This window comes from Pantoea sp. SM3 (genome assembly GCF_000963995.1).
GTDB classification, from domain to species: Bacteria; Pseudomonadota; Gammaproteobacteria; order Enterobacterales; family Enterobacteriaceae; genus Pantoea; species Pantoea rwandensis_B.
The window spans coordinates 18,378-43,647 of sequence record NZ_JZRD01000029.1 but is presented as its reverse complement, the minus strand read 5'-3'; the positions used below and the strand labels follow the sequence as shown (position 1 = coordinate 43,647).

The following is a 25,270-nucleotide window of genomic DNA, read 5'->3' as shown; positions in this document are numbered from 1 at the left end:
AAACCGGAGCACAGATGTCTGAATCTCTGATGAACAAAACCATGACTGACCAACATACTTTGCCATTAGTGGCAGCCCAGCCCGGCATCTGGATTGCCGACCAGCTGACCCAACACCACAATGCCTATGCCGTGGCCCACTTTGTCGAATTACGCGGCGCGATTAACAGCGACATACTGGCGCAGGCTATCGTGGCTGGCATGCAGGAAGCCGACACCCTGAATATGGCGTTTGCCGAAGTGGAGGGCGAAGCACTGCAGTGGCAACAACCGCAGGCGTTCAGTGCGCCAAAAATCGTTGATTTGCGTGCTGAAACCGATGCGGCCGCCCAAGCTCGCGCGTTGATGCGTGAAGACATGAACGGTGATTTACGCGTACTGAGCGGTGCCCCGTTATGGCATCACACGCTGTATCGCATTGGCGATCAGCACTGGTTCTGGTATCAGCGTTATCACCATTTAGTGGTGGATGGCTTCAGCTTTACCGCCATCACTCGTCGTATTGCCAACCTCTACACCGCAGCCGTCGAGCAACAGGATGCCGAGCCGACGCCCTTTATCCCGTTTAGCGAAGTGGTGGAGGAGTACCAGCGCTACCAGGCATCCTCTTCTTTCACCCGCGATCGTGAATTCTGGCGCGAAAAAGGGGCTGCCCTGCCTTCACCGGCTTCACTATCACCTTTACCGCTGGCTGGACAAAGCGCGACCACCGATCTGCTGCGCCACAGCATAACGCTTGATCGCAACACCTTTCAGACGCTGGTTAATCAACATCCACAATCCAGCGCTGCTGACCTGGCTTTTGCGCTGGTGGCGCTGTGGCTGGCGCGACTCAGTGGACAAAATGATTTTGCCGCTGGATTCATCTTTATGCGCCGCATCGGATCCGCCGCGCTGTGCGCCACCGGTCCGGTGATCAACGTGCTGCCGATGGCCGTGCATTACGATCCCACCGAGCCACTAAGCGCGCTTGCTGCACAGTTGGCCGGTGAAGTGAAGAAAATGCGTCGCCACCAGCGTTATGATGCGGAACAGGTGCAGCGCGATCTCGGTCGTCTGGGCGATGGCGATCCGCTGTACGGCCCGGTGATCAACCTGAAGATGTTTGATTATCAACTCGATTTCGCGGGCGTTGAAGGCCTAACCCATCAGCTGGCATCCGGTCCGGTACGCGACCTGGAAATCGCTATCTACATCAGCGAACAGGGTGAACTGACGCTGGAACTGCTGGCGAATGCGGAGCGCTATAGCGAATCGACGCTGATTCGCCACGCCAGCCGTTTTGCTTTGCTGCTGGATCAGTTGGCGGAGCAACCGCATCGTGCGTTGGGTGAACTGGATCTGCTAACCGCAGAAGAGCACGTACAAATTGCCGCTATCAACCAGACTGCGTATCCCGTTCCGGCAGAAACGCTGGCTTCACTGCTGGCGCAGCAAGTCGCACGCACACCTGATGCCCCGGCGCTGGCCGATGCGACTCACCAGTTAAGCTATCGTGAGATGCAGCAGCAGCTGTATGCCCTGGCCGCCGATCTCAGCGCTGCGGGCGTACAGCGCGGCGATATTGTTGCGGTGGCGTTGCCACGTTCGGTGCAGCTCTCGCTGGCATTGCAGGCGATTGTGTCACTTGGCGCGGCATACCTGCCGCTGGATACCGGTTACCCCGACGAACGATTACAGCTGATGCTGGAAGATGCCACCCCCAAAACGCTCATCACCTCAGCAGAACTCAGTGCACGTTTCAGCGCCATCGATTCTGTTAAACAGCTGCACTTTGATACGCTTTATCCTGCGCCAGACGCGTCACAACCTGCCAGCGCGCCGACACCGCAGGATGGCGCCTACATCATCTACACTTCAGGGTCTACCGGGCGTCCGAAAGGCGTATTGGTCGGTCATGAAGCGATCGTCAACCGCCTGTTGTGGATGCAGGATCGCTATCCGCTGCACGCCGACGACGTGGTATTGCAGAAAACCCCGAGCAGTTTCGATGTATCCGTATGGGAATTCTTCTGGCCGCTGCTGGTAGGCGCGCAACTGGTGATGGCCCCGCCGGAGGCGCACCGCGATCCGGAGGCACTTCAGCAGCTGTTTGCGCGTTACAAAGTCACCACCACGCACTTCGTTCCTTCGATGCTGGCCGCCTTTGTCGCGGCGCTGGACAGTGAGCCGGCCGTTGCCTGTTGTGGCAGCCTACGCAACGTCTTCTGTAGCGGCGAAGCGCTCCCGACCGATCTGTCGCGTGAATGGGAAAAACTGACGCAGGTGCCGCTTCACAATCTGTACGGTCCGACCGAAGCGGCAGTGGATGTCAGCTGGTATCCGGCGTTTGGCGAAGCGCTGGCGGCGGTAGAAGGCGCCAGCGTGCCGATTGGTTTCCCGGTGTGGAATACCGGACTTCGCATTCTTGATGCACGCATGCAGCCGGTGCCGCCTGGTGTGGCAGGCGATCTTTACTTAACAGGCGTACAGCTGGCACATGGCTATCTTGGCCGTCCGGATCTGACCGCCAGCCGCTTTATCGCCGATCCATTTGCCGCTGGCGAACGCATGTACCTGACCGGTGACGTGGCGCGCTGGCTGGATAACGGCGCGGTGGAATACCTCGGACGCAGCGACGATCAGTTGAAGATCCGAGGCCAGCGCATCGAACTCAACGAAATCGATCATGTGATGAGCGCACAGCCTGGCATTGAGCAGGCGGTCACGCACGCGGTGGTACTCGGCGGTGCCGCTGCACAAGGCGGTGATGCGCGTCAGCTGGTGGGGTATGTGATTGCGGAGCACACTGTCGATGGTGACGCGCTGCGTGATGCACTGGCGCAACGGCTGCCTTCGCACATGGTGCCGGTGGCAATTGTACAACTGGATACCTTCCCGCTGAGCAGCAACGGCAAGCTGGATCGTAAAGCCCTGCCGCTGCCGCAAAACGCGGCTGGCAGCGTGGGTCGCGACCCTTCTCCTGGTTTGGAAACACAATTGGCGCAGGCTTTCTGCCAGCTGCTGGCGCGCGACACCATCAGCGCCCAGGATGATTTCTTCGCCCTCGGTGGCCACTCGCTGCTGGCGATGCGCTTAGCTGCCCAGCTGCGCCGCGAGCTGCAACAGCCGGTTTCGGTGGGGCAGATTATGGTGGCTTCGACGGTGGAAAAACTCGCCCGGTTGCTGAGCGATACCCAATCGCATCAGCAGGCAGGTTTTGAAGCCGTGCTGCCGCTGCGTCAGAGCAACGGACCCACGCTGTTCTGTTTCCATCCGGCGTCGGGCTTTGCCTGGCAGTTCAGCATTCTGCAGCGTTATCTCGATCAGCGCTGGTCGCTGGTGGGCATTCAGTCGCCGGATATCGCCAGCCCGCTGAATCAAAGCGCACACCTCGACGAGGTGTGTGACGCGCATCTGCAAACCTTACGTGACGTGCAGCCGCACGGACCGTACTTTTTCCTCGGTTATTCGCTCGGCGGCACGCTGGCGCAAGGTATTGCGGCACGACTGGAAGCAGCAGGTGAAGAGGTAGCCTTCCTCGGCCTGCTCGATACCTGGCCACCGGAAACGCAAAACTGGGATGAGAAGCGTGGCGAGAATGTGCTGGATCCGGCGGTACTGGAAGAGGTGAATCGCGAGCGCGAGCAGTTTATCGCTGCGCAGCGTCATCAGGCGGGCGAAGAGATGCGCGCGATGTTTGACACCATTGAAGCCAACTACGCCAGTTCGGTGCGCCTGTTAGCCACCGCGCGCAGCGCCCGCTTCCACGGTCGCGCCACGCTGTTTCTCGCCGAGCAGACGCAGCAGCCTGGTCAGGATGCACGTCGCGCCTGGGCACCGTATGTGGGTGAGTTAGAAGTATGGCCAATGGATTGTGCACACGTGGAGATTATCTCTCCGCAGATGTTTAAGCAGATTGGCCCGTTGCTGCAGCGGATATTAGGCTAACCCAGGCCGATTGACAGGAGGTCGAGGGACCTCCTGGCAATAAAATTATCTGTCCTGAACAGGGCGCTGACATTAAGCCTCACTGCGATCAGCTTGCCTGCCATTTACAGGGCACTTCCTTCAGACCTTTCGACACGCTGCTCCAGGGTGCATGTTATAGCGTTCAGATTCCCGCTATAACCTGCTTTGCTGCAGCCAGGCTGCTTAATTTCCCCGCCCCAGCGGCACGATCATTGGCGTGTGCGCCACCGGATCTTCCACAATCACGCAGCGTAAACCGTACACCTGTTCTATCAACGCGGGCGTCACGATCTCTGCGGGCTTGCCTTCGGCCAAAATCTTGCCGTGACGCATGGCGATCAAATGGGTGGCATAACGGCAGGCGTGATTGAGATCGTGCAGCACCACCACTAACGTGCGGCCATGTTGATGATTCAACTCCTGCATCAATTCCAGCAGTTCAATCTGATGGGTGATATCCAGCCAGGTGGTCGGCTCATCCAGCAGTAACAGCGGCGTTTGCTGCGCCAGTACCATGGCAATCCATACACGCTGACGCTGCCCACCGGACAAGGTATCCACTGGCTGCTGCGCCAGATCGGCCACGCCGGTTGCCCGCATCGCCGTTTGCACCGCCTCTTCATCCTCGCTACGCCAGCGACCAAACAGCGGCTGATGGGGATAACGCCCGCGCGCCACCAGCTCAGTCACGCTGATGCCCGCCGGTGCATTGGAACTCTGCGGCAGCAGCCCAAGTCGACGTGCGACCTCTTTAGTCGGGTAACGCGCTATCGCTTCACCATCCAGATACACTTCGCCTTTCAGCGGTGCATTAAGACGGCTCAGGGTACGCAGCAAAGTGGATTTACCGCAGGCGTTGGGGCCGATAATCACCGTCAGCTCACCTTCCGGGATCACCACCGACAGATTTTCTGCCACCACTTTCTTGTCGTAGCCAAGCGTCAGGCCTTCGCCATACAGCCGTGAAGGGATATCGATCATTGGCGTCGCGCCTCCCGCACCAGTAACGCAATCAGATAAAGTCCACCGAGGCTGACGGTAATCACGCCAACCGGTAATTGATAAGGCAGGAAAAGATGTTGTGCGGCAAAATCGGCTGCAATCAACAGCAGAGCCCCACACAGTGCCGCCAGCAACAACGCACCTTTCTCGCCGCCGCCGAGTCGACGCGCGATCTGCGGTGCCAGCAACGCGACAAAGGAGATCGGCCCCACCAATGCGGTGGATGCCGCAGTCAACACCACACCAATCAGCATCAGCAGCAGCCGACTGCGCTCCACCGGCACGCCGAGCGCGCTGGCGGTGTCATCACCCATTTCCAGCAAACGCATGCGCCGGGTCAGCAAGGCCATCAGCAACAGCGACAGCAACAATACGCACACTACCGGTGGCGTTTTCGCCCAGGTGATACCGTTAAGTGAACCGGCACTCCACAATCCGGCACTGAGCGCGGACTCCAGCGAGGCACTGATAATCAGCCAGGCATTCAGCGCCATCAGCAACGCGCGCACGCTGATACCGACAATAATCAGGCGGAAGGTTTCTACCCCGTTGCGCCAGGCAAACAGATACACCAATGCCGCCGTGCTGATACCGCCAATCAATGCTGCACCGGTCATGGCGGCGATGCCCTGATTGAACAGCACCAGCGCCACCAGTACGCCGCTGTAGGCACCGGTATTGAAACCGAGAATATCCGGGCTGCCAAGCGGGTTGCGCAGCAGTGACTGGAAAATCGCGCCGCTGACGCCAAGTGCCGCGCCAATCAGTAGTGCCATCAGCACACGCGGCAGCCGCCACTCTAAAACGATAAGTTTGACGTTGCTGGCACCCTGTCCGGCCAACACCTGCCAGAACTGCTCTGCACCAATCGGCAATGCGCCTCGCGTCATCGCCAGATACGCCAGCAGTGCGCATCCGAGCATCAGCCACGTGGTATGTAATCCAACCCGACGCGTCATAGCGCACCTCGCCCGAGTTTACGGCGCACCAGCACAATCAGTACCGGAGCCCCCAACATCGCCGTGACAATGGAGACGCGCAGTTCACCCGCCACCAGCAGTCGTCCTAGAATATCCGCAGCCAGCAGCAGAATCGGGGTAATGATCGCGGTGGCGGGCAGCATCCAGCGGTGATCGTTGCCGACCATCCAGCGTGCAAAATGGGGCGTCATCAGTCCGATGAAAGCGATCGGTCCCACCGCAGCCGTCGCCGCACCGCACAGCAACGCAATCGCCAGCAATCCCAGCAATTGTGTACGCGCCACCCGCGTGCCCAGCGCGGTCGCCATATCGCCGCCCATGCTTAAACTGTTCAACGCCTGCGATAGATAAATCGCCACCCCGCTGCCAATGACAACGGCCGGGAACAGGGTGTGCAGTACGGTGAAATTGCGGATATCCAACGAGCCGCTGTGCCAGAAACGCAAATGGTCATAAATATCGGGATTCAGCAACGACAGGCCAGACGTCAGTCCATCCAGCACTGCGCCCAGTGCCACGCCCGCTAACGTCAGGCGCACCGGATTGACTCGCCCGCCGCCAATCGCGCCCGTCATCGCCACCAGCAATGACGCCAACAGCGCACCAGCAAACGCGAAGCCGAGCCAATCAAGAGGCGAATCGGCGCCAAATAGCGCAATGCCGATCACCACCGCAAATCCGGCACCCGCATTGACACCGAGAATGCCCGGATCGGCCAGCGGATTGCGCGTCAGGCTTTGCATCAGTGCGCCTGCTAACCCAAGGGCTACACCGGCCAGCAATCCGGCCAGTGTGCGAGGCAAGCGTGCATCACGCACAATCACGCACTCAGCGCTGTTACAGCCTGAGGTAAATGAATGATATACATCGGAAATGGGTATCGATTTCGCCCCAAGCATCAAGCTGAGCGCGATGAGGAGCAAGAGCAGAATCCCTGAGCCTGCTAATGCACGGATCTGGCGCATCGTTCTAAACCTTCACTGTTCAACGTCGTCGCATGCGCAACGCAATTTGATAATGGTTATCGTTATTACTCGCGTTTGCCTATGTTACCATGACTCGCCTCGCGGACGATGAGGAAAATTGGTGCAAAAAGGCGAACAAATGAACAAATCTTCCCACTTTATCGATCTCTCCCTGCTGAAAACCCATGCGGCATTTCGCGCAGTATTTATTGCCCGTTTCATCTCGATTGTCGCGCTCGGCATGCTCGCCGTGGCGGTGCCGGTGCAGATCCAGCAGATGACACACTCCCCGCTTTTGGTGGGATTGGCCGTCACCCTCGCCGCATCTGGTATGTTTATTGGTCTGCTGACCGGCGGCGTGTTAGCCGATCGCTACGAGCGTAAGAAACTGATTTTGCTTGCCCGATCCACCTGCGGCTTGGGCTTTATCGCGCTGGCTATCAACGCTGCGCTGCCGCAGCCTTCACTGATTGCGGTGTATCTGCTGGGATTCTGGGATGGCTTCTTTGGCGCGATTGGCGTCACGGCGCTGCTGGCGGCCACACCGGCGCTGGTGGGGCGCGAAAACATTATGCAGGCCGGCGCCATCACCATGCTGACGGTGCGTTTTGGCTCTATCCTCTCGCCGGCCATTGCCGGACTGGTCATTGCACACGGCGGCGTGGTGTGGAACTACGGCTTAACCGCGTTTGGCACACTGATTACCGTACTGACGCTGCTGAAATTACCTCAACTCCCGCCGCCACCTCAGCCGCGAGAACATCCGCTGAAGTCGCTGGCCGCCGGGGTGCAGTTCCTGTTTGCCAGTCCGATTGTCGGTATGGTGGCATTGATTGGTGCGTTGGTCACACTGGCCAGCGCGATTCGCGTGCTCTATCCCGCCCTGGCGCCACATTGGTCAGTGAGTGCTAACCAGTTTGGCATGCTTTACGCAGCCGTGCCGCTGGGTGCCGCTATCGGCGCTTTCACCAGCGGTAAATTGAAGCATGCCGCCCGACCGGGACAGCTGGTGCTGGGCAGCGCGGTGGCCGCCTTTGTCGCGCTGGGATTATTCAGCCTGATGCCCAATCTGCCGCTGGCGCTGCTGTGCCTGGTGGCGTTTGGCTATTTCAGTGCCATCAACAGTCTGGTGCAGTACGCGATGATTCAACTGCTGACGCCTGACCATCTGTTGGGCCGCATCAACGGCTTGTGGACCGCGCAAAATGTCACCGGGGATGCGATGGGTGCGGCGATGATAGGTGCTATGGGTTCATGGCTATTGCCGCCACAGGCTGCCGCCGCATTTGGCTTTGCGGCAGCGCTGCTTGGCATTGTGATGTGGTGTGTTATGGGACGCTTACGTCGTTATGCGCCGCCAGCTCCTGAGCTGGCGGAACAGGCATCATGACTTAACGAACAGTTTCTCCAGACGCGCCAGCAGATTGCTGGCGCTATAGTAATCCAGACGGAACGAATCGACGCCAAGCGGGAACACCTGCTTATCCTTAACCGCCGCGTTTTGCGCGAGGAACGGATTGCCGATCACTGACTGCGTGGTTTTATCATCCGCCGCAAACAGCAGGAAGGTTTTACCCGTCAAGCCGCTACCCACATTCTCACCTGACAGCTGAATAATGTCTTTACGCTGACCCATGCTGTGACCTTGCTGCACACTGGCTGGCGGGACGGCAAGGGTAAAACCAAGCTGCTCCAGCAGTTTGCCCTGCGCTGACTCCGTGGTCCAAACGTTAACGGCACGCCCATCGCCGTTCCACACCATGGCAGACACGGGTTGCGGCGGTAAGGTGATGGTTTTTTTCAACGCTGCTTCACGATCGTCAAAAGCTTTCACTCGCTGTGCCGCTTGCGCTTCATGACCGGTTGCCTGCCCGAGCAGCGTCACCACATCCTGCCAGCTTTTGTCATCGTAATTGACCACCAGCGTTGGCGCGATGGCGGAAAGCTGGCTGGCAAGTTTGATCGCAGAGTCATTACCTGTGGCGCTCACCAGAATCAGATCGGGTGCTTCTGCGGCTACTGCTTCGGCGCTCGGCTCGCCAATATAGAGACGTTTTACATGGCGCTGTTTTGCCACCTCACCCCATTGACGGAAAAAACCCTGATCGTCGGCCAGACGACTGTTCGGTGCGGTCGCACCGGACGCCACCACCGGCGCATCAATCGCCAGCAGCGATCCGGTTAAGGTGACGCTGGTTGAAACAATACGCTGCGGAGCTTTGTTTAAGGTAATCGAACCCTTTGCCCCTTGCACCGTGCGCGGCCATCCCTGTTCTGCCTGTGCGAGCCCTGTGAAAGTCTGGAAAATAAACAACAGGGCGGTCAGGCCCAATAAACCGCATTTATTCATAAGTTTTGGTCCACCTTTTAGCTTATTGCACGGCTCGACGTCACCTTCCGATTACGCCTAATCATGCGGGAAATCCCGCGAATAGATTGACTCTTTTGTCCAATCGACGTAGGTTACAGGCCCATAATAAAAATGATAATCATTCTTAATAATCTTATCATTTATAGGTGAAAATTATGGTGGAATCATCCATGTTTGAAAATGCCTTATTAGAGGATTTTTCTGCGTTATGCCGTGGGTTCCTCTTTACCTCGCCGTGGCGAAGCCTCGCGACTCAAGGCTGCTATACCACGATAACCACCTCTGTGGCAGACGCTGCATCATTGCAGGGTGATTTTCAACTTCAGCTGCATCAACATTTTGCGGCGGCAAAACAACAAGGCATTGAGAATCCGATCCTGGTGGGTGCGATTCCGTTTGACGTGAGTCAGCCTGCGGCCCTGTTTATCCCTGAGACGTATCAAACTTTTCATCGTGCCGACCTACAGAATGCGCTGCCTGCGGCTGCCAGTGAACTGCCGCAGGTACGTCGTCGCGTGGCGGTGCCGGATCACGATGTCTTTATCCAAATGGTGGCCGATGCGGTGACAGCAACGCAACGTGGTGACCTCGATAAAGTGGTGCTGTCGCGCCTGATGGATATTGTTACCGAGCAGCCAGTGGATACCGCGGCGCTGATGCAACGCGTGATTACACAGAATCCGAATAGCTATCACTTCCATCTGCCGCTGCCACAAGGCGGTGCACTGGTTGGGGCCAGCCCGGAACTGATGCTGCGTAAGCAGGGCCGCGATTTTAGCTCGTGCCCGCTGGCGGGCTCAGCACGTCGTGATCACCACGATAGCCAACAGGATCAGGCAGCGGGCAATACGCTGATGGACTCCAGCAAAGATCGTCATGAACACCAGCTGGTCACGGATGCGATGCGCGATACGCTGCAACCGCGCAGTCGCCTGCTGTCGGTGCCGACAGTACCGTCGTTAATCACCACGGCAACCTTATGGCACCTCGCGACCCAAATCGATGGTGAGGTGCAGGATGATCGTGAGAACGCCTTGTCGCTGGCCTGCCTGCTTCATCCGACCCCCGCATTAAGCGGCTTCCCACACCAGCGTGCTCAGCAGCTGATTCAGCAGTTGGAGCCTTTTGATCGTCAGCTGTTTGGCGGCATTGTGGGATGGTGTGACAGTGAAGGAAACGGTGAATGGGTGGTGACGATTCGTTGTGGCACCGTGCACGGTGCACGCGTGCGACTGTTTGCGGGCGCAGGCATCGTTGCCGATTCCCAACCTGAATCAGAATGGCGCGAAACCGGCGTGAAGCTGGATACCATGTTGCGCGCTTTTGGACTGCAATAAAGGAAAGAGCATGAGCATTCCCTATACCCGCTGGCCTGAAGATTTGGCTGCGCGCTATCGCGAAAAAGGCTATTGGCTCGATGTGCCAATGACCGATATCCTTGCGCGCCATCAAGAGAATGATGCCATCGCGGTCATCGACGGCGATCGTCAAATCAGCTATCGCGAGCTGAATCAACTCACCGATAACCTCGCGGCGGCCCTGCAGCGCCGTGGCCTGCAACAGGGTGATACTGCGTTAGTGCAGCTAGGCAACGTGGCGGAGTTTTACGTCACGGTCTTTGCGCTGTTTAAACTGGGCGTGGCATCCGTCTTCGCGCTGTATAGCCATCAGCGCACGGAGCTGACTGCCTACGCCACGCAGATTGAGCCTAAGCTGTTAATTGCCGATCGCCGTCACGCACTGTTTGCCGACGACACCTTTATTGGTGCGCTCTGTGCGGCACAGCCCTCTCTGCAGCAGGTGATTCTGTGCAATGACGGTGATAAAGAAAACACCCTCGAAGCCCTGATGGCGGAAGCGGCAGGCGATTACCAGCCAACGCCAACTGCTGCCGATGAAGTGGCGTTTTTCCAGCTCTCCGGTGGCAGCACCGGTACGCCGAAGCTGATCCCACGCACGCACAATGATTACTATTACAGTATTCGCGCCAGTGATGAGATCTGCGAAGTCACGGCTGACACGCGCTATCTGATCGCCCTGCCCGCACCGCATAACTTCGCCATGAGCTCACCGGGTTCACTCGGTGTGTTTTATGCCGGGGGCCAGGTGATTCTTGCCGCTGACCCAAGCGCCACGCTCTGCTTCCCGCTGATTGAGAAGCACCAGGTCACCGATACCGGTCTGGTGCCGCCCGCAGTGAGCCTGTGGCTGCAGGCGATTCAGGAATGGGGTAGCAACAAGCAGCTGGCCTCGCTGCAGCGCATTCAGGTCGGCGGCGCGAAGCTCGGCGAAACCCTGGCGGCACGCATCCAGAGCGAAATTGGCTGCCAATTACAGCAGGTGTTTGGCATGGCCGAAGGTCTGGTGAACTACACCCGCTTTGGCGATGACGAGAAAATCGTGCTGACCACACAGGGCCGACCGATTTCTGAAGATGACGAAGTGTGGGTGGCCGACGAACAGGGCAATCCGCTGCCGCACGGCACGGTAGGCCGCCTGATGACACGCGGTCCGTACACCTTCCGTGGTTACTATAAAAGCCCGGAACACAATGCCGCCAGCTTTGATGCTAACGGCTTTTACTGCTCCGGCGATCTGATTGAGATCAATCCTCAGGGTTACATCACCGTGCAGGGCCGAGAGAAAGATCAGATCAACCGGGGTGGCGAGAAGATCGCCGCAGAAGAGATCGAGAATCTGCTGCAGCGTCATCCGGACGTGATCCACGCCGCGCTCGTGTCGATGAATGATGAACTGATGGGCGAAAAGAGCTGCGCCTTTATCGTTGCCAGCCAGCCGATCAAAGCGGTAGCACTGCGTCGCCATCTGCGCGATCTCGGTGTCGCCGAGTTTAAATTACCCGATCGTATTACCTGCGTAGATGCCCTGCCGCTGACCCCGGTTGGCAAGGTGGATAAAAAACGTTTACGCCAACAGCTTGCTGACCAACAAGCGCAAGCCTGACCTGTTCCGGAGATAATAATGGCTATTCCAAAACTCAATTCTTACGCGCTGCCTGCCGCCACTGAACTGCCGACCAATAAAGTGAAATGGAGCGTAGAGCCACAGCGCGCTGCGCTGCTCATCCATGATATGCAGGCTTATTTCCTGAATTTCTGGGGCGAGAACAGCCCGCTGATCGACCAGGTGGTCGAAAACATTGCGCGCCTGCGTGCCTACTGCAAAGCGCAGGGTATTCCGGTGTTTTACACTGCGCAGCCTAATGAGCAGAGCGATGCCGATCGCGCATTGCTTAACGACATGTGGGGGCCGGGCCTGAATAAGCATCCGGATCAACAGAAGATCGTGGATGCACTGGCGCCAGATCAGGACGATCAGGTGTTAACTAAATGGCGTTACAGCGCCTTTGTGCGTTCGCCGCTGGAATCGATCCTGCAAGAGATGGGCCGCGATCAGCTGATCATCACCGGCGTTTATGCCCACATCGGCTGTCTGACCACCGCCACTGACGCCTTTATGCGTAATATCCAGCCGTTTATGGTGGCAGATGCGCTGGCCGATTTTAGCCGTGAAGAGCACATGATGGCGCTGACTTACACTGCTGGCCGTAGTGGCAAAGTGGTGATGACCGCCGATCTCATGCCGCTGCCGCTAAGCAAGGATGATCTGCGTGCGCTGATTCTGCCGCTGCTGGAAGACGACGATGTGCCGGAAGATGATGAGAATCTGATCGACTACGGTCTGGATTCCGTGCGTGTGATGGCGCTGGCAGCGCGCTGGCGCCAGGTGCATAACGATATCGATTTCGTTAGCCTGGCGAAAAATCCTAGCATTGATGGCTGGTGGGCTCTGCTGTCACGGACGCCTGCCAAATGAGTGCCTCTTTCGACTTTAACGGAAAACTCGTCTGGGTAACCGGTGCGGGTAAAGGCATTGGTTACCACACGGCGCTGGCATTCCATCAGGCCGGCGCACAGGTGATCGGCTTCGATCTGCGTTTTGATCAGCCCGACTATCCATTTGCCACTCAGGTTCTGGATGTGGCGAATGCGGCGGAGGTGAAAGAAGTTTGTCAGCGTCTGCTGGCTGAGCAGCCTCGTCTGGATGTGCTGGTCAACGGCGCCGGGATCCTGCGCGTCGGCAGCACCGAAGCACTCGCATTCGAAGACTGGCAGGCGTGTCTGGCGGTGAACGCTGGCGGCGCCTTCAATATGTTCCAGCAGACGCTGCCGGTGTTCCGCCAGCAGCGCGCAGGAGCGATTGTCACCATCGCCTCCAACGCCGCGCATGCGCCACGCCTGGGGATGTCCGCTTATGGCGCTTCCAAAGCGGCACTGCGTAGCCTGTGCCTAACCGTTGGTCTGGAAATGGCACCGTTTGGCGTGCGCTGCAACATCGTTTCACCGGGTTCAACCGATACCGACATGCAACGTAGCCTGTGGCACACGCCGGAAGCAGAGCAGGAGATGATCAACGGCTTCCCGGATCAGTATAAGCTGGGGATCCCACTGCGTAAGATCGCGAAACCGCAAGAGATCGTGAACAACGTCCTGTTCCTGGCCTCGGATCTTGCCAGCCACGTGGTACTGCAGGATATTGTGGTCGACGGTGGCGCAACGCTGGGATCCTGATATGGCAATCTGGAAACGATCGGTTGATCTGGCAACCTTAAATACCTTGGGTGATAACTCGCTGGTGTCGCACATCGGCATCGTGTTCACGGTGATTGGCGACGATTACCTTGAGGCCACTATGCCAGTGGACACCCGCACGCAGCAGCCGTTTGGCCTGCTGCACGGCGGTGCGTCAGTGGTGCTGGCGGAATCGATGGGATCGATTGCCGGTTATCTGAGTGTGGAAGAGGGCAAAAGTGTGGTGGGGATTGAGGTCAGTGCCAGCCACCATCGCGCGGTGAGCAGCGGTGAAGTCCGCGGCATTTGCCGTCCTTTGCACCTTGGCGCACGCAACCAGAGTTGGGAAATAGAGATTCGCAATGGTCGCGATCAACTGTGCTGCACATCGCGATTGACGGTGGCGGTGCTGGGGTAATTTTCCGCGACGGCCCCCTTATTCCAGGGGGTAAGAATAATCGCGCCGGATTGCTGAACACGATGCCCTTTCATCGGGAGATGAAAATGGGCACGCAGCAGCCATAAAAAAAGCGGCCAATTGGCCGCTTTCTCTTTGGCGATTAACGCTGGTAAATGATTTCGACGCCTTCGTCGTCCTCTTCGTCCCAGTCGTCATCCCAATCGTCATCTTCTTCCACTTCCTGAGCGGTTTCCATGGCTTCGCGGTGATAGTCATCCCACATGAAGGCCACTTTCTCCGGCTCTTTCGCTTCTTCTTCCGCTTCTTTCGGGTTCTCGATGATGAAGGTCATCACGTCCCAGCAAAGGTCTTTCACGCCATCATGGCTGGCCGCAGAAATCAGATAGTACTTGTCTTCCCAGCCCAATGCTTCCACAACCGCTTTAGCGCGGCTTTCCGCTTCCTCACGGTCCAGCAGGTCACATTTGTTAAACACCAGCCAGCGTGGCTTCTGGAACAGCTTCTCGCTGTATTTTTCCAGTTCACCCAGGATGATGCGGGCGTTCTCGACCGGATCGGATTCATCGATCGGCGCAAGGTCAATCAGGTGCAACAGTACACGGCAACGCTCAAGGTGCTTCAGGAAGCGAATGCCCAGACCGGCACCATCCGCTGCGCCTTCAATCAGGCCCGGGATATCCGCGACGACGAAGCTCTTTTCGTTGTCCATGCGCACCACGCCAAGGCTTGGCACCAAAGTGGTAAACGGATAATCCGCCACTTTTGGTTTAGCCGCAGACACGGAACGAATAAAGGTCGATTTACCGGCATTTGGCAGGCCAAGCATACCGACATCAGCCAGCAGCATCAGCTCCAGTTGCAGGTCGCGTTTCTCGCCCGGCGTACCCATGGTCTTCTGACGTGGGGAACGGTTAACGGAGGATTTAAAACGCGTATTGCCCAAGCCGTGCCAGCCGCCTTTTGCGACCATCAGCTTCTGCTCGTGGCGCGTCATGTCACCCAGCGTTTCGCCAGTCCCCTGGTCAATTACGCGGGTACCGACAGGCACCTTGATAATGATGTCTTTGCCGCGTTTACCGGTGCAATCACGGCTCTGGCCATTTTGACCACGTTCGGCGCGGAAAGATTTCTCGAAGCGATAATCGATCAGGGTATTCAGGTTTTCATCCGCCAGCAGGTAAACATCACCGCCGTCACCGCCGTCACCGCCGTCCGGGCCACCGCGTGGAATGTATTTCTCGCGGCGGAAGCTTACGCAACCATTACCGCCATCGCCTGCGACCGCAAGGATCGTCGCTTCATCTACAAACTTCATTTTATTTCTCCGTCACGCTATCGTTCGCGGCGACTAAAGCACAGCAAACGGGTCCGCCAGGGTCTTCTGCGCTGACCGGCGGCGGATAATACAAGACTGGCAAAGCCAGGAGTACATAAATTGTACAGCAAACTGCGCGTTTTGGTCAGAGGGAATCCCGCAACCTGCGGCAGAATGTAAAAAGCCCCGCAAAGCTGCGGGGCCTTCAATTCGTGTGTTCAGACGTTAACCGTCTGCGTCACAACAACCTTACTCAGCAACGATGCTGATGTACTTACGGTTGTTAGGACCTTTAACTTCGAATTGTACTTTACCGTCTGCGGTAGCAAACAGGGTGTGGTCACGACCACAACCTACATTGGTACCTGCGTGGAATTTGGTGCCACGCTGACGAACGATGATGCTACCTGCCAGAACAGATTCACCACCGAAACGCTTAACACCCAGACGTTTTGCATTGGAGTCGCGACCGTTACGAGTCGAGCCACCAGCCTTTTTATGTGCCATTTGTCAGATCTCCTCTTACGCGCCGATCACAGTGATTTTCACATCAGTGAACCACTGACGGTGACCAGCTTGCTTACGGTAGTGTTTACGACGACGAAACTTAACAATCTTAACTTTCTCGCCACGACCGTGAGCAACAACTTCTGCCTTGATCACACCGCCTGATACCAGTGGCGCGCCGATTTGCACGTCTTCGCCATTTGCAATCATCAGAACCTGGTCGAACTCAATGGTTTCGCCGGTTGCGATGTCCAGCTTTTCCAAGCGAACGGTCTGACCTTCGCTTACTCGGTGTTGTTTACCACCACTTTGGAAAACCGCGTACATATAAAACTCCGCTTCTGCGCATGCCTTTCTATTCATCAGGCGGCGCGATAAATATTCACAATAGGGCGCGAATTCTACGCAAATCTCCAGCAGAAGACAAGTGCACTTTGCACTCTCTTGCAGAAAAAAAGCGCAGGACGAATGCAAACGTTTCTCAGCCCGATTTTTCAAGTACAATCAGTAACAGATTACCTGAACTCACGCTGGGTAAAAGCGCTTACCATGCAAAATACGAGTCAAAGCTGAACAGACGAATGAACTTAGAACAGATTAATGAATTAACCGCGCAGGACATGGCGGCCGTCAACCAGACCATCCTCGACCAGCTGAATTCAGATGTCTCACTGATTAATCAGTTGGGTTATTACATCATCAGCGGCGGAGGCAAACGTATCCGGCCTATGATCGCGGTGCTCTCGGCACGTGCGCTGAACTATCAGGGATCGCTGCATGTCACCAATGCGGCGCTGATCGAATTTATCCACACGGCAACTCTGCTGCACGATGATGTGGTGGATGAATCCGATATGCGCCGTGGCAAAGCCACTGCCAATGCCGCGTTCGGTAATGCTGCCAGTGTGCTAGTGGGGGATTTCATCTACACCCGCGCGTTTCAGATGATGACCAGCATGGGATCCTTAAAGATCCTCGCGCTGATGTCCGAAGCAGTAAACGTGATTGCGGAAGGTGAAGTGCTGCAGCTGATGAACTGCAACGATCCCGATATCACTGAAGAGAGCTACATGCGCGTCATCTACAGTAAGACCGCGCGCCTGTTTGAAGCGGCTTCTCAAGCCTCCGCGATTCTGGCTGAAGCCACGCCGGCGCAGGAAGAAGCGCTGCAGGATTATGGTCGCTATCTGGGTACCGCTTTCCAGTTAATTGACGATTTGCTGGATTACAGTGCGGATGGCGAAACCCTGGGTAAAAATACCGGTGATGACCTGAGCGAAGGCAAGCCGACGCTGCCGCTGCTGCATGCCATGCACAACGGTACGCCAGAGCAAGCTCAGATGATCCGCAAAGCAATCGAAGAAGGTAACGGTCGCCATCTGCTGGAACCGGTGCTGGATGCCATGCAACAAACTGGCTCGCTGGAATGGACGCGCAAACGCGCTGAAGAAGAGGCGGATAAAGCCATTGCTGCCCTGCAGGCCCTGCCAGAAACACCGTGGCGGAGCGCACTCGAAGCATTGGCCCACATGTCAGTGCAGCGTGATTTCTGATTGTCATTACGGGGCAGCCTGGCCCCGTTTTCTTTCCTGCCTCACCCGTTTTCTCCCCCCTGCTTTACTTCCAGCCCTTCACCTGACTGCCCATTACATTCCTTGCAGCGCTTTTGCGAAAGAGAGCTCAGTTTAAAGCGAGGCCAAAACAATTACTGGAAGCTTATGGAAATTATTTGCTATAAGGTTTTTGTTTTTTCCTAATATCTCTGCATTGGATACGCTCGCTGCGGCAGAAACAACGCAATAACATGGACAAGGAGCAGGACGTTATGAAAGCAAGGAAACAGGATTGGCATCCCGCAGATGTGATTGCAGCACTGCGTAAAAAAGGCACATCAATGGCTGAATTGTCACGCAATTCGGGGCTGAACTCGTCCACACTCTCCAACGCACTTTCCCGCCCCTGGCCCAAAGGAGAGTGGTTGATCGCTGAAGCGATCGGTGTTCATCCCGCCGAGATCTGGCCAACTCGCTATTATGATCCTATTACATCGCGCTTGCTGGATCGCAAAAAACGTATTCGATCCCCCAGGGTTCGTCAGGAGATCTGAGATCTTTGGCATAAAAAAAAACCAGCCACGCTGCCGTGACTGGTTTTCTTCGCGTGCGAGATCTGTGTTATTCGCCGCTGACGCGCTCGATATTGGCACCCATGGCCTTCAGTTTATCTTCGATGTGCTCATAGCCACGGTCGATATGATAAATACGGTCCACAATGGTAGTGCCTTCCGCGATGCAACCGGCCAGTACCAGGCTCGCAGAAGCGCGCAGGTCGGTTGCCATCACTTGTGCACCCGACAGCGCCTCAACACCGTGGCAAATCGCAGTGTTGCTTTCGATTTCCGCGTGACCGCCCATACGAATCAGCTCAGGGATGTGCATGAAACGGTTTTCGAAGATGGTTTCGGTGATCACGCCAGTGCCTTCCGCCACCATGTTCAGCAAGGTGAACTGTGCCTGCATGTCGGTTGGGAAACCTGGGTGTGGTGCAGTACGGACGTTAACCGCCTTAGGGCGCTTACCGTGCATATCGAGGCTGATCCAGTCTTCACCGGTTTCAATCTCGGCACCCGCATCACGCAGTTTTGCGAGTACCGCATCCAGCGTATCGGGCTGGGCTTTATGGCACACCACTTTACCGCGGGAAATCGCAGCAGCGACCAGGAAGGTACCGGTTTCGATACGATCCGGCAGAACGCGATACACACCGCCACCCAGACGTTCTACGCCCTCGATGGTGATTTTATCTGTGCCTGCACCGCTGATTTTTGCGCCCAGCGTGTTGAGGAAGTTTGCCGTATCGACAATTTCCGGCTCACGAGCGGCGTTTTCAATAATGGTCGTGCCAGTGGCAAGCGTTGCCGCACTCATGATGGTCACGGTCGCGCCAACGCTGACTTTGTCCATGACGATATGCGCGCCTTTCAGGCGGCCATTAACGGAAGCTTTGACATAACCTTCTTCCAGTTTAATTTCCGCACCCAGTTGCTCAAGGCCAGTGATGTGCAGATCAACCGGACGTGCACCAATAGCACAGCCGCCTGGCAATGAAACCTGACCCTGACCAAAACGCGCCACCAGCGGACCCAGTGCCCAAATCGAGGCACGCATGGTTTTCACCAGATCATACGGCGCGCTGAAGACATTAACTTCGCGAGCATCAACGTGAACCGAACCATTACGCTCAACGCGCGCACCCAGCAAATTCAGCAGCTTCATGGTGGTATCGATATCACGCAGCTTCGGCACGTTCTGAATTTCAACCGGCTCTTCTGCCAGCAGCGCAGCAAACAGAATTGGCAGCGCAGCATTCTTCGCCCCGGAAATGGTCACTTCACCACTTAAACGGGTGGGGCCTTGCACACGAAATTTGTCCATTAACGGCTCTCAATTATCTATCAACAAATCAACCGGCGAGATACTTAGAAACCGTTGAGTTTACGGTCGCGCGCCCACTCGGCTGGGGTATAAGTTTTAATGGAAACCGCATGAATACGGTTATCCGCAATGTATTCCATCAGCGGCGCATAAACAGCCTGCTGTTTTTTCACACGGCTCAGTTCACCGAACATCTCACCCACCGCGATCACCTGAAAATGACTGCCGTCGTTACTGAGAACATGTACTTCATCTAATGGCAGCGCCTGCATCAGCACGGCCTGAACTTCACTATTTTCCATCGCTCTTTGCTTCACTTAATAATAATAAGGCGGATATCTTAGAGGAAAGCGCCTGACTCTTAAATACGCAAAAGCCCCTGAATAAATCAGGGGCTTTTGGCGATGACAACGTAATCAGGCGATTTTTTCCGCAGAAACAATAATCTGCTGTAGGTTATACAGCGCAATTAATGACTGGAGTTTGTCGTTGATACCGGTGAAAACTGGCGTGCTACCTTGTGCCCGCGCGATCTCGCGAAGATGGACTAACAAAGCCAGCCCCGCTGAATCCACGCGCTCCAGCGCCGCGACATCAATGGTCGCGACATCCACCATGGCGGTTTCACGGTCATGCCACAATGACAGCAGGGTATCGCGATCCAACATGCCGCTTAAAGATAGCGTGCTGGCATTGCGCTGCCAGCGTAACGGTTCGCTCATGCTTACTGTTTATCCAGAGTGATAGGCTGTGCTGCGTAGGTTTTCAACTGCGCGGTCAGACCATCAATGCCCTTGGTACGCAGCAGATCACTCCACTCATTTTGTTTGGTGGTGATCATACTGATGCCTTCAGCCACCATATCATAGGCCTGCCAGTTGCCGGTCTGGCTGTTCTTGCGCCACTGGAAATCAAGACGCACAGGCGGACGGCCGTTCGGATCCAAAATAGTCACGCGAATCGCCACGATATTCGCATCGCCAATCGGCTGCGGTTGCTGAATCTGGTAGGTTTGGCCATGGTACAGCGCCAGCGCCTGGCCATAAGCCTGCGCCAGATAATCGCCAAATGCGGCAAAGTAAGCGTCGCGTTGCGCGGGCGTTGCTTCACGATAATAGCGGCCCAGCACCAGCGCACCTGCGTACTTGATCTGTACATACGGCAGCAACTCCTGACGCACTACCTCACGCAGATAGTTAGGATCCTGCTTGATTTTAGGTTGCTCGTTTTTCAAGCGGGTGAAGGTCTTCGCCGCCGCTTCATTCATCAGTTTATAAGGATCGCTCTGATCCGCTGCATTGGCCGCCAGCGGCACAATCGCCAGCATGGCAATCATCAGGAAACGTTTAAACATCGTGTTTTACCTCTCTATTCCGTTGTAGCAGGTGCTGCCGGAGCAGGCGCACTCTCGGTGCCCTGCTTTTGATTATCGTTTTTGTTATCGCCGCTCTTGTAGAGGAACTGGCCGATCAAATCTTCCAGCACCATCGCGGATTTGGTGTCACGCAACGTGCCGCCATCTTTCAGCATAGCCGAACCCAGTTCTGGATCATCAAAGCCTAAATTCAGTGCGAGGAACTGTTCACCCAGCAGACCTTGCGTGCGAATAGCCAGCGAGCTGGTGTCCGGGATTTTGTCGGCATATTGATCGCTGATGTCCATGGTGACACGCGGCGACAGCGTTTTATCATCCAGCGAAATATCCGTGACACGACCAATCACCACACCACCAATTTTTACCGGTGAGCTGACTTTTAGGCCGCCAATATTATCGAAAGTGGCATACAGCTTCCAAGTCGGTTCGGTGCCAAGTGACTTGAGATCGGCCACGCGCAGGCTGAGGAATAACAGTGCCAACAGTGCTGCCAGCATGAAGACGCCAACCCAGATTTCGTTTTTCTTGCTTTGCATTGCATCAATTCCCAAACATCAGTGCTGTCAGCACAAAGTCCAAACCGAGTACCGCCAGTGAAGCATGCACTACGGTACGCGTTGTCGCCCGACTAATCCCTTCCGAGGTCGGGATGGCATCATAGCCATTGAACAGCGCAATCCAGGTTACCGTCACGGCAAAGACTGCGCTTTTAATGATGCAGTTGATGACATCGGTGCGGAAATCCACGGCATTTTGCATCGCTGACCAGAAGAAGCCAGGATCGATGCCTTTCCAGCCCACGCCCACCAACGCCCCTCCGGCAATACCGACTGCCGTAAAGATTAATGCTAGCAGCGGCATGCTGATAAACCCTGCCCAGAAGCGCGGCGAAACCACGCGACGCAGCGGATCAACGGCCATCATTTCCATACTGGAAAGCTGTTCGGTGGCTTTCATCAAACCAATCTCTGCCGTCAGGGCTGAACCCGCACGTCCTGCAAACAGCAATGCCGTGACCACGGGGCCCAGTTCACGTAGCAGCGATAAGGCCACCAGCATGCCGAGACTGGTTTCAGCGCTGTAGGTCGTCAGCACCAGATAACCCTGCAGGCCCAGCACCATACCAATGAATAAACCCGAGACCACGATGATCAGCAGCGACAGCACACCCACGCTGTACAGCTGTTTTACCAGCAGTGGCGCGTGGCGGCGGAAAGCGGGTTTACCCACCAGCGCATGAAACAGCATCAAGCCTGCACGGCCAAACGCCGCACAAGTATTAATTCCCTGACGTCCAAGTGACGCCAGCGCCTTTAGCAACATCAGTTTACGTTCTCCCTGCACGAGTCAGATCGCTGAGGTAATCCCCGGCAGCGAAGCGGAATGGCACTGGACCGTCCGCATGACCCTCAATAAACTGGCGCACGCGCGGATCGGGATTTTCCCGCAACTCCGGCGCGCTGCCCTGGGCAATAATCTTTTGACCGGCAACAATATAGGCATGGTCAGCAATGCTCAAGACCTCTGGCACATCGTGTGAAACCACAATGCAGGTCACACCTAACGAGTGGTTCAATTCATCGATCAATTTCACCAGCACGCCCATGGTAATCGGATCCTGGCCGACAAAGGGCTCATCGAACATGATCAGGTCCGGCTCCAGCGCAATCGCGCGCGCCAGTGCGGCACGGCGCGCCATGCCACCAGAGAGCTCGGCTGGCATCAGTTTGGCCGCACCGCGCAGGCCAACTGCTTCCAGCTTCATCATCACCGTGCTGTGCAGCAATTCCGGCGGTAATTGTGTGTGCTCACGCAACGGCCAGGCAACGTTATCAAAGACGTTAAGATCGGTAAAAAGTGCACCCGACTGGAACAACATGCTCATTTTTTTTCGCACTTCATACAATTTAGTGCGGGAAAGCGCTGGGATATTCTGGTCACGGAACCAGATTTCCCCTTTATCCGGTTGCAACTGACCACCAATCAGGCGCAGCAGCGTGGTTTTTCCAATCCCGGATGGCCCCATAATAGCGGTCACTTTACCCGCTGGCACGGTAAGCGAAATGTCATCAAAGATGACGCGGTCTCCGCGAGTGAAGCTGACGCCACGAACCTCAACCAGATTCGTTTTTTGCTGGATCATCGTTACCTCTTTATGCGGATCGGGCGTAATCAAAGTCGTGGATGGTAGCCTGGTAGACCACAATGCACGATAGTTTTACAGAAACTTACCCGTCAGGTGTGGCGAAAACGGCCTTAAAATTTACTTTTGCCTCTCAGACAGTCAAAATCAGCGCCTGTTTCCGCGCGCGCAATGTATTTACCTGTCGGACAAGGTTTGCCGACACACCTATCCATCAAGGATTTTTCATGTTCGTAGCCACTGCCCTGCTGTTTATTGGATTGATTTTACTGGCTTACGGTGCTGACCGTCTGGTTTTCAGTGCCGCGATCCTGTGTCGATCCTTCGGCATTCCTCCGCTGATCATCGGCATGACAGTGGTAAGCATTGGCACATCGTTACCCGAACTGATCGTTTCTTTTTCTGCAGCGCAGCATGGGCAAATGGATTTAGCTGTAGGGACGGCGCTGGGCTCAAACATTACCAATATTCTGCTGATCCTCGGCGGTGCCGCACTTTTGCACCCATTGACAGTGCACTCCAATCTGATTCGGCGCGAACTCCCCCTGATGCTGCTGGTCTCACTGCTGAGTGGCATCATGTTGTTTGATAATCACCTTAGTCGACTTGATGGCATCGCGCTGCTGCTGATTGCGTTAGGTTATCTGCTGATCGCCATTCGCATCGCCCGCCGCGCAGAGCGGGATAACAACGACACGTTAACGCGCGAACAATTGGCTGAACTGCCGCGCGATGAAGCTGGCAATACCGTGGCCTTTCTGTGGCTGGCGGTGGCGCTGATTATTCTGCCGATGTCGACGCGGATGGTGATCGATAATGCCACCGTGTTTGCCGACTATTTTGGTGTCAGCGAGCTGGTCATGGGTCTGACGTTGATTGCCGTGGGCACCAGCCTGCCTGAACTGGCAACCGTACTGGCGGGTGCATTGAAAGGTGAAGACGATATCGCTATCGGTAACCTGATTGGCGCTAATATCTTTAATCTGGCCATTGTGCTGGGCCTGCCCGCGCTGGTGCACCCCGGCAGCGTTGATGCACACGCTTTCGCACGAGATTACTGGGTGATGTTAGGTGTCAGCGTGCTGTTCGCCCTACTCTGCCTGTTACGCAAACGCCGGATTGGCCGCGTAGCGGGCTCTCTTTTGTTATCGGGATTTATTGCGTGGGTTCTGTGGCTGTGGCTCAGCCCTGCGCTCATCACAAGTTATTAAGGACGGACTGACCATGTCACATCAGCAACCGGTTTTTGATTACCAACAGGCAGGTAAAGCGGTACTGCGCATCGAACGCGAAGGGCTGGAGCAGCTCGATCAGTATATTAATGCCGACTTTAGCCGCGCCTGCGAAATGATCATTGCCTGCCGTGGAAAAGTGGTGGTGATGGGCATGGGCAAATCCGGTCATATTGGTGCAAAAATGGCAGCGACTTTCGCCAGCACCGGCACGTCTTCGTTCTTTGTTCATCCTGGTGAAGCCAGCCATGGTGACCTCGGTATGGTGACAGCTAACGACGTGGTGATCGCTATTTCTAATAGTGGCGAATCGAACGAAATTCTGGCCCTCATCCCGGTCCTCAAGCGACAGAAAGTGCCGTTGATTTGCCTCACCAGTCGTCCGGAGAGTGCCATGGGGCGTGCCGCTGACGTGCATTTATGCGTGAAGGTTCCACAGGAAGCGTGCCCGCTCGGTCTGGCACCGACCTCCAGTACTACCGCCACGCTGGTGATGGGCGATGCGCTGGCGGTTGCCCTGCTGGAAGCACGCGGCTTTACGCAGGAAGACTTTGCGCTGTCGCATCCCGGTGGCGCACTGGGCCGCAAGTTGTTGCTGCACGTGAGCGATATTATGCACAGCGGTGACGAGATCCCACACGTCAGCCGCGATGCGTCGCTGCGGGATGCGCTGCTGGAAATTACGCGCAAAAACCTCGGCCTGACGGTGATTGTTGACGACCTGATGAAAATCGAAGGCATTTTCACTGATGGCGATTTACGCCGCATCTTCGATATGGGTATCGATTTCCAGTCAGCCAGCATTCAGGATGTGATGACGCGCGGCGGGATTCGCGTGCGCCCGAATATGCTGGCTGTCGACGCACTGAATCTGATGCAAAACAAAAACATCACTGCGGTGTTGGTCGCCGATGACGATCGTCTGCTCGGTGTGGTACATATGCATGACATGCTGCGCGCGGGCGTAGTTTGAACAGGAACAA

Annotated in this window: 25 protein-coding genes; 11 read left to right on the top strand and 14 right to left on the bottom strand. The window is 56.1% G+C overall.

Features of this window, described 5'->3' with window-relative positions; all coding sequences use genetic code 11:
* The first annotated feature begins 14 nt into the window (after window positions 1-14).
* Complete coding sequence (locus VI01_RS16050; protein ID WP_045815885.1) at window positions 15-3,929, top strand: enterobactin synthase subunit F; 3,915 nt, start codon at window positions 15-17, stop codon at window positions 3,927-3,929.
* Between the two features lie 204 nt (window positions 3,930-4,133).
* Here the strand turns inward: VI01_RS16050 and VI01_RS16045 are convergent, their stop codons facing one another.
* From VI01_RS16045 to fepD, 3 genes are read right to left on the bottom strand one after another with little or no spacing between them, the layout of a single operon-like run.
* Window positions 4,134-4,931, bottom strand: coding sequence for an ATP-binding cassette domain-containing protein (locus VI01_RS16045; protein ID WP_045815884.1), 798 nt, complete (start codon window positions 4,929-4,931; stop codon window positions 4,134-4,136).
* Window positions 4,928-5,911: an iron-enterobactin ABC transporter permease gene (gene fepG / locus VI01_RS16040; RefSeq protein ID WP_045815883.1), complete on the bottom strand. Its 984-nt coding sequence runs from the start codon at window positions 5,909-5,911 to the stop codon at window positions 4,928-4,930. Before fepG ends, VI01_RS16045 begins: the two co-directional genes overlap by 4 nt.
* A complete protein-coding gene (fepD, locus tag VI01_RS16035) occupies window positions 5,908-6,897 on the bottom strand; it encodes a Fe(3+)-siderophore ABC transporter permease (RefSeq protein WP_045815882.1) in 990 nt (329 codons plus the stop codon). Before fepD ends, fepG begins: the two co-directional genes overlap by 4 nt.
* 139 nt (window positions 6,898-7,036) lie before the next feature.
* Between fepD and entS the strand changes: the two genes are divergently transcribed.
* Window positions 7,037-8,287 (top strand): enterobactin transporter EntS, encoded by a 1,251-nt coding sequence (gene entS / locus VI01_RS16030; protein WP_045815956.1) that lies wholly within the window; start codon window positions 7,037-7,039, stop codon window positions 8,285-8,287.
* Here entS and fepB read toward each other — a convergent pair.
* Complete coding sequence (gene fepB / locus VI01_RS16025; RefSeq protein WP_045815881.1) at window positions 8,282-9,247, bottom strand: Fe2+-enterobactin ABC transporter substrate-binding protein; 966 nt, start codon at window positions 9,245-9,247, stop codon at window positions 8,282-8,284. The genes entS and fepB overlap by 6 nt on opposite strands.
* 176 nt (window positions 9,248-9,423) lie before the next feature.
* Between fepB and VI01_RS16020 the strand changes: the two genes are divergently transcribed.
* The 5 genes from VI01_RS16020 to VI01_RS16000 are packed head-to-tail and all read left to right on the top strand — an operon-like array spanning window position 9,424 to window position 14,278.
* The gene (locus tag VI01_RS16020; protein WP_045815880.1) at window positions 9,424-10,605 is read left to right on the top strand and encodes an isochorismate synthase; all 1,182 of its coding nucleotides are present in this window, start codon (window positions 9,424-9,426) and stop codon (window positions 10,603-10,605) included.
* A 10-nt stretch (window positions 10,606-10,615) separates the two neighbouring features.
* Entirely contained in the window at window positions 10,616-12,232 is a 1,617-nt protein-coding gene (locus tag VI01_RS16015; protein WP_045815879.1) for a (2,3-dihydroxybenzoyl)adenylate synthase, read from the top strand.
* Between the two features lie 18 nt (window positions 12,233-12,250).
* Window positions 12,251-13,105: an isochorismatase family protein gene (locus VI01_RS16010; RefSeq protein WP_038649458.1), complete on the top strand. Its 855-nt coding sequence runs from the start codon at window positions 12,251-12,253 to the stop codon at window positions 13,103-13,105.
* Window positions 13,102-13,860, top strand: coding sequence for a 2,3-dihydro-2,3-dihydroxybenzoate dehydrogenase (gene dhbA / locus VI01_RS16005; RefSeq protein WP_045815878.1), 759 nt, complete (start codon window positions 13,102-13,104; stop codon window positions 13,858-13,860). The genes VI01_RS16010 and dhbA overlap by 4 nt, the downstream gene beginning before the upstream one ends.
* A gap of 1 nt (window position 13,861) precedes the next feature.
* Window positions 13,862-14,278, top strand: a complete 417-nt coding sequence (locus VI01_RS16000) for a hotdog fold thioesterase (protein ID WP_045815877.1) — start codon at window positions 13,862-13,864, stop codon at window positions 14,276-14,278.
* A 142-nt stretch (window positions 14,279-14,420) separates the two neighbouring features.
* Here the strand turns inward: VI01_RS16000 and cgtA are convergent, their stop codons facing one another.
* From cgtA to rplU, 3 genes are all read right to left on the bottom strand, one after another.
* Window positions 14,421-15,596 carry an Obg family GTPase CgtA gene (gene cgtA, locus VI01_RS15995; RefSeq protein ID WP_034826592.1) on the bottom strand — a complete coding sequence of 392 codons (1,176 nt, stop codon included), beginning with the start codon at window positions 15,594-15,596 and terminating at the stop codon, window positions 14,421-14,423.
* A 249-nt stretch (window positions 15,597-15,845) separates the two neighbouring features.
* Window positions 15,846-16,103: a 50S ribosomal protein L27 gene (rpmA, locus tag VI01_RS15990; protein WP_003851093.1), complete on the bottom strand. Its 258-nt coding sequence runs from the start codon at window positions 16,101-16,103 to the stop codon at window positions 15,846-15,848.
* A 15-nt stretch (window positions 16,104-16,118) separates the two neighbouring features.
* A complete protein-coding gene (gene rplU / locus VI01_RS15985; protein ID WP_034826596.1) occupies window positions 16,119-16,430 on the bottom strand; it encodes a 50S ribosomal protein L21 in 312 nt (103 codons plus the stop codon).
* 254 nt (window positions 16,431-16,684) lie between these two features.
* Here rplU and ispB point away from each other — a divergent pair, with 254 nt between their 5' ends.
* Both ispB and VI01_RS15975 read left to right on the top strand, forming a co-directional pair.
* Window positions 16,685-17,656, top strand: a complete 972-nt coding sequence (gene ispB / locus VI01_RS15980) for an octaprenyl diphosphate synthase (protein WP_045815876.1) — start codon at window positions 16,685-16,687, stop codon at window positions 17,654-17,656.
* A gap of 272 nt (window positions 17,657-17,928) precedes the next feature.
* A complete protein-coding gene (locus VI01_RS15975; RefSeq protein ID WP_045815875.1) occupies window positions 17,929-18,210 on the top strand; it encodes a helix-turn-helix transcriptional regulator in 282 nt (93 codons plus the stop codon).
* A 67-nt stretch (window positions 18,211-18,277) separates the two neighbouring features.
* Here VI01_RS15975 and murA read toward each other — a convergent pair whose 3' ends face one another.
* From murA to mlaF, 7 genes are all read right to left on the bottom strand, one after another.
* On the bottom strand, window positions 18,278-19,537 hold the full coding sequence (gene murA / locus VI01_RS15970; RefSeq protein ID WP_034826598.1) for a UDP-N-acetylglucosamine 1-carboxyvinyltransferase: 1,260 nt from the start codon (window positions 19,535-19,537) through the stop codon (window positions 18,278-18,280).
* A gap of 44 nt (window positions 19,538-19,581) precedes the next feature.
* On the bottom strand, window positions 19,582-19,839 hold the full coding sequence (gene ibaG / locus VI01_RS15965; RefSeq protein ID WP_021184251.1) for a BolA family iron metabolism protein IbaG: 258 nt from the start codon (window positions 19,837-19,839) through the stop codon (window positions 19,582-19,584).
* Window positions 19,840-19,953: 114 nt separating this feature from the next.
* Complete coding sequence (mlaB, locus tag VI01_RS15960; RefSeq protein ID WP_038649484.1) at window positions 19,954-20,259, bottom strand: lipid asymmetry maintenance protein MlaB; 306 nt, start codon at window positions 20,257-20,259, stop codon at window positions 19,954-19,956.
* A gap of 2 nt (window positions 20,260-20,261) precedes the next feature.
* On the bottom strand, window positions 20,262-20,891 hold the full coding sequence (gene mlaC / locus VI01_RS15955; RefSeq protein WP_034826602.1) for a phospholipid-binding protein MlaC: 630 nt from the start codon (window positions 20,889-20,891) through the stop codon (window positions 20,262-20,264).
* A 14-nt stretch (window positions 20,892-20,905) separates the two neighbouring features.
* Window positions 20,906-21,448 carry an outer membrane lipid asymmetry maintenance protein MlaD gene (gene mlaD, locus VI01_RS15950; RefSeq protein WP_034826604.1) on the bottom strand — a complete coding sequence of 181 codons (543 nt, stop codon included), beginning with the start codon at window positions 21,446-21,448 and terminating at the stop codon, window positions 20,906-20,908.
* Window positions 21,449-21,452: 4 nt separating this feature from the next.
* Window positions 21,453-22,235 carry a lipid asymmetry maintenance ABC transporter permease subunit MlaE gene (mlaE, locus tag VI01_RS15945; RefSeq protein ID WP_034826606.1) on the bottom strand — a complete coding sequence of 261 codons (783 nt, stop codon included), beginning with the start codon at window positions 22,233-22,235 and terminating at the stop codon, window positions 21,453-21,455.
* A gap of 4 nt (window positions 22,236-22,239) precedes the next feature.
* Window positions 22,240-23,055 (bottom strand): phospholipid ABC transporter ATP-binding protein MlaF, encoded by an 816-nt coding sequence (gene mlaF / locus VI01_RS15940; RefSeq protein ID WP_034826608.1) that lies wholly within the window; start codon window positions 23,053-23,055, stop codon window positions 22,240-22,242.
* Between the two features lie 227 nt (window positions 23,056-23,282).
* On the opposite strand from mlaF, the gene VI01_RS15935 reads away from it, so the two are divergent.
* Together VI01_RS15935 and kdsD are read left to right on the top strand one after the other, a co-directional pair.
* The gene (locus tag VI01_RS15935) at window positions 23,283-24,266 is read left to right on the top strand and encodes a calcium/sodium antiporter (protein WP_034826610.1); all 984 of its coding nucleotides are present in this window, start codon (window positions 23,283-23,285) and stop codon (window positions 24,264-24,266) included.
* A 13-nt stretch (window positions 24,267-24,279) separates the two neighbouring features.
* Window positions 24,280-25,260 carry an arabinose-5-phosphate isomerase KdsD gene (gene kdsD, locus VI01_RS15930; protein WP_034826612.1) on the top strand — a complete coding sequence of 327 codons (981 nt, stop codon included), beginning with the start codon at window positions 24,280-24,282 and terminating at the stop codon, window positions 25,258-25,260.
* Window positions 25,261-25,270: the final 10 nt, after the last annotated feature.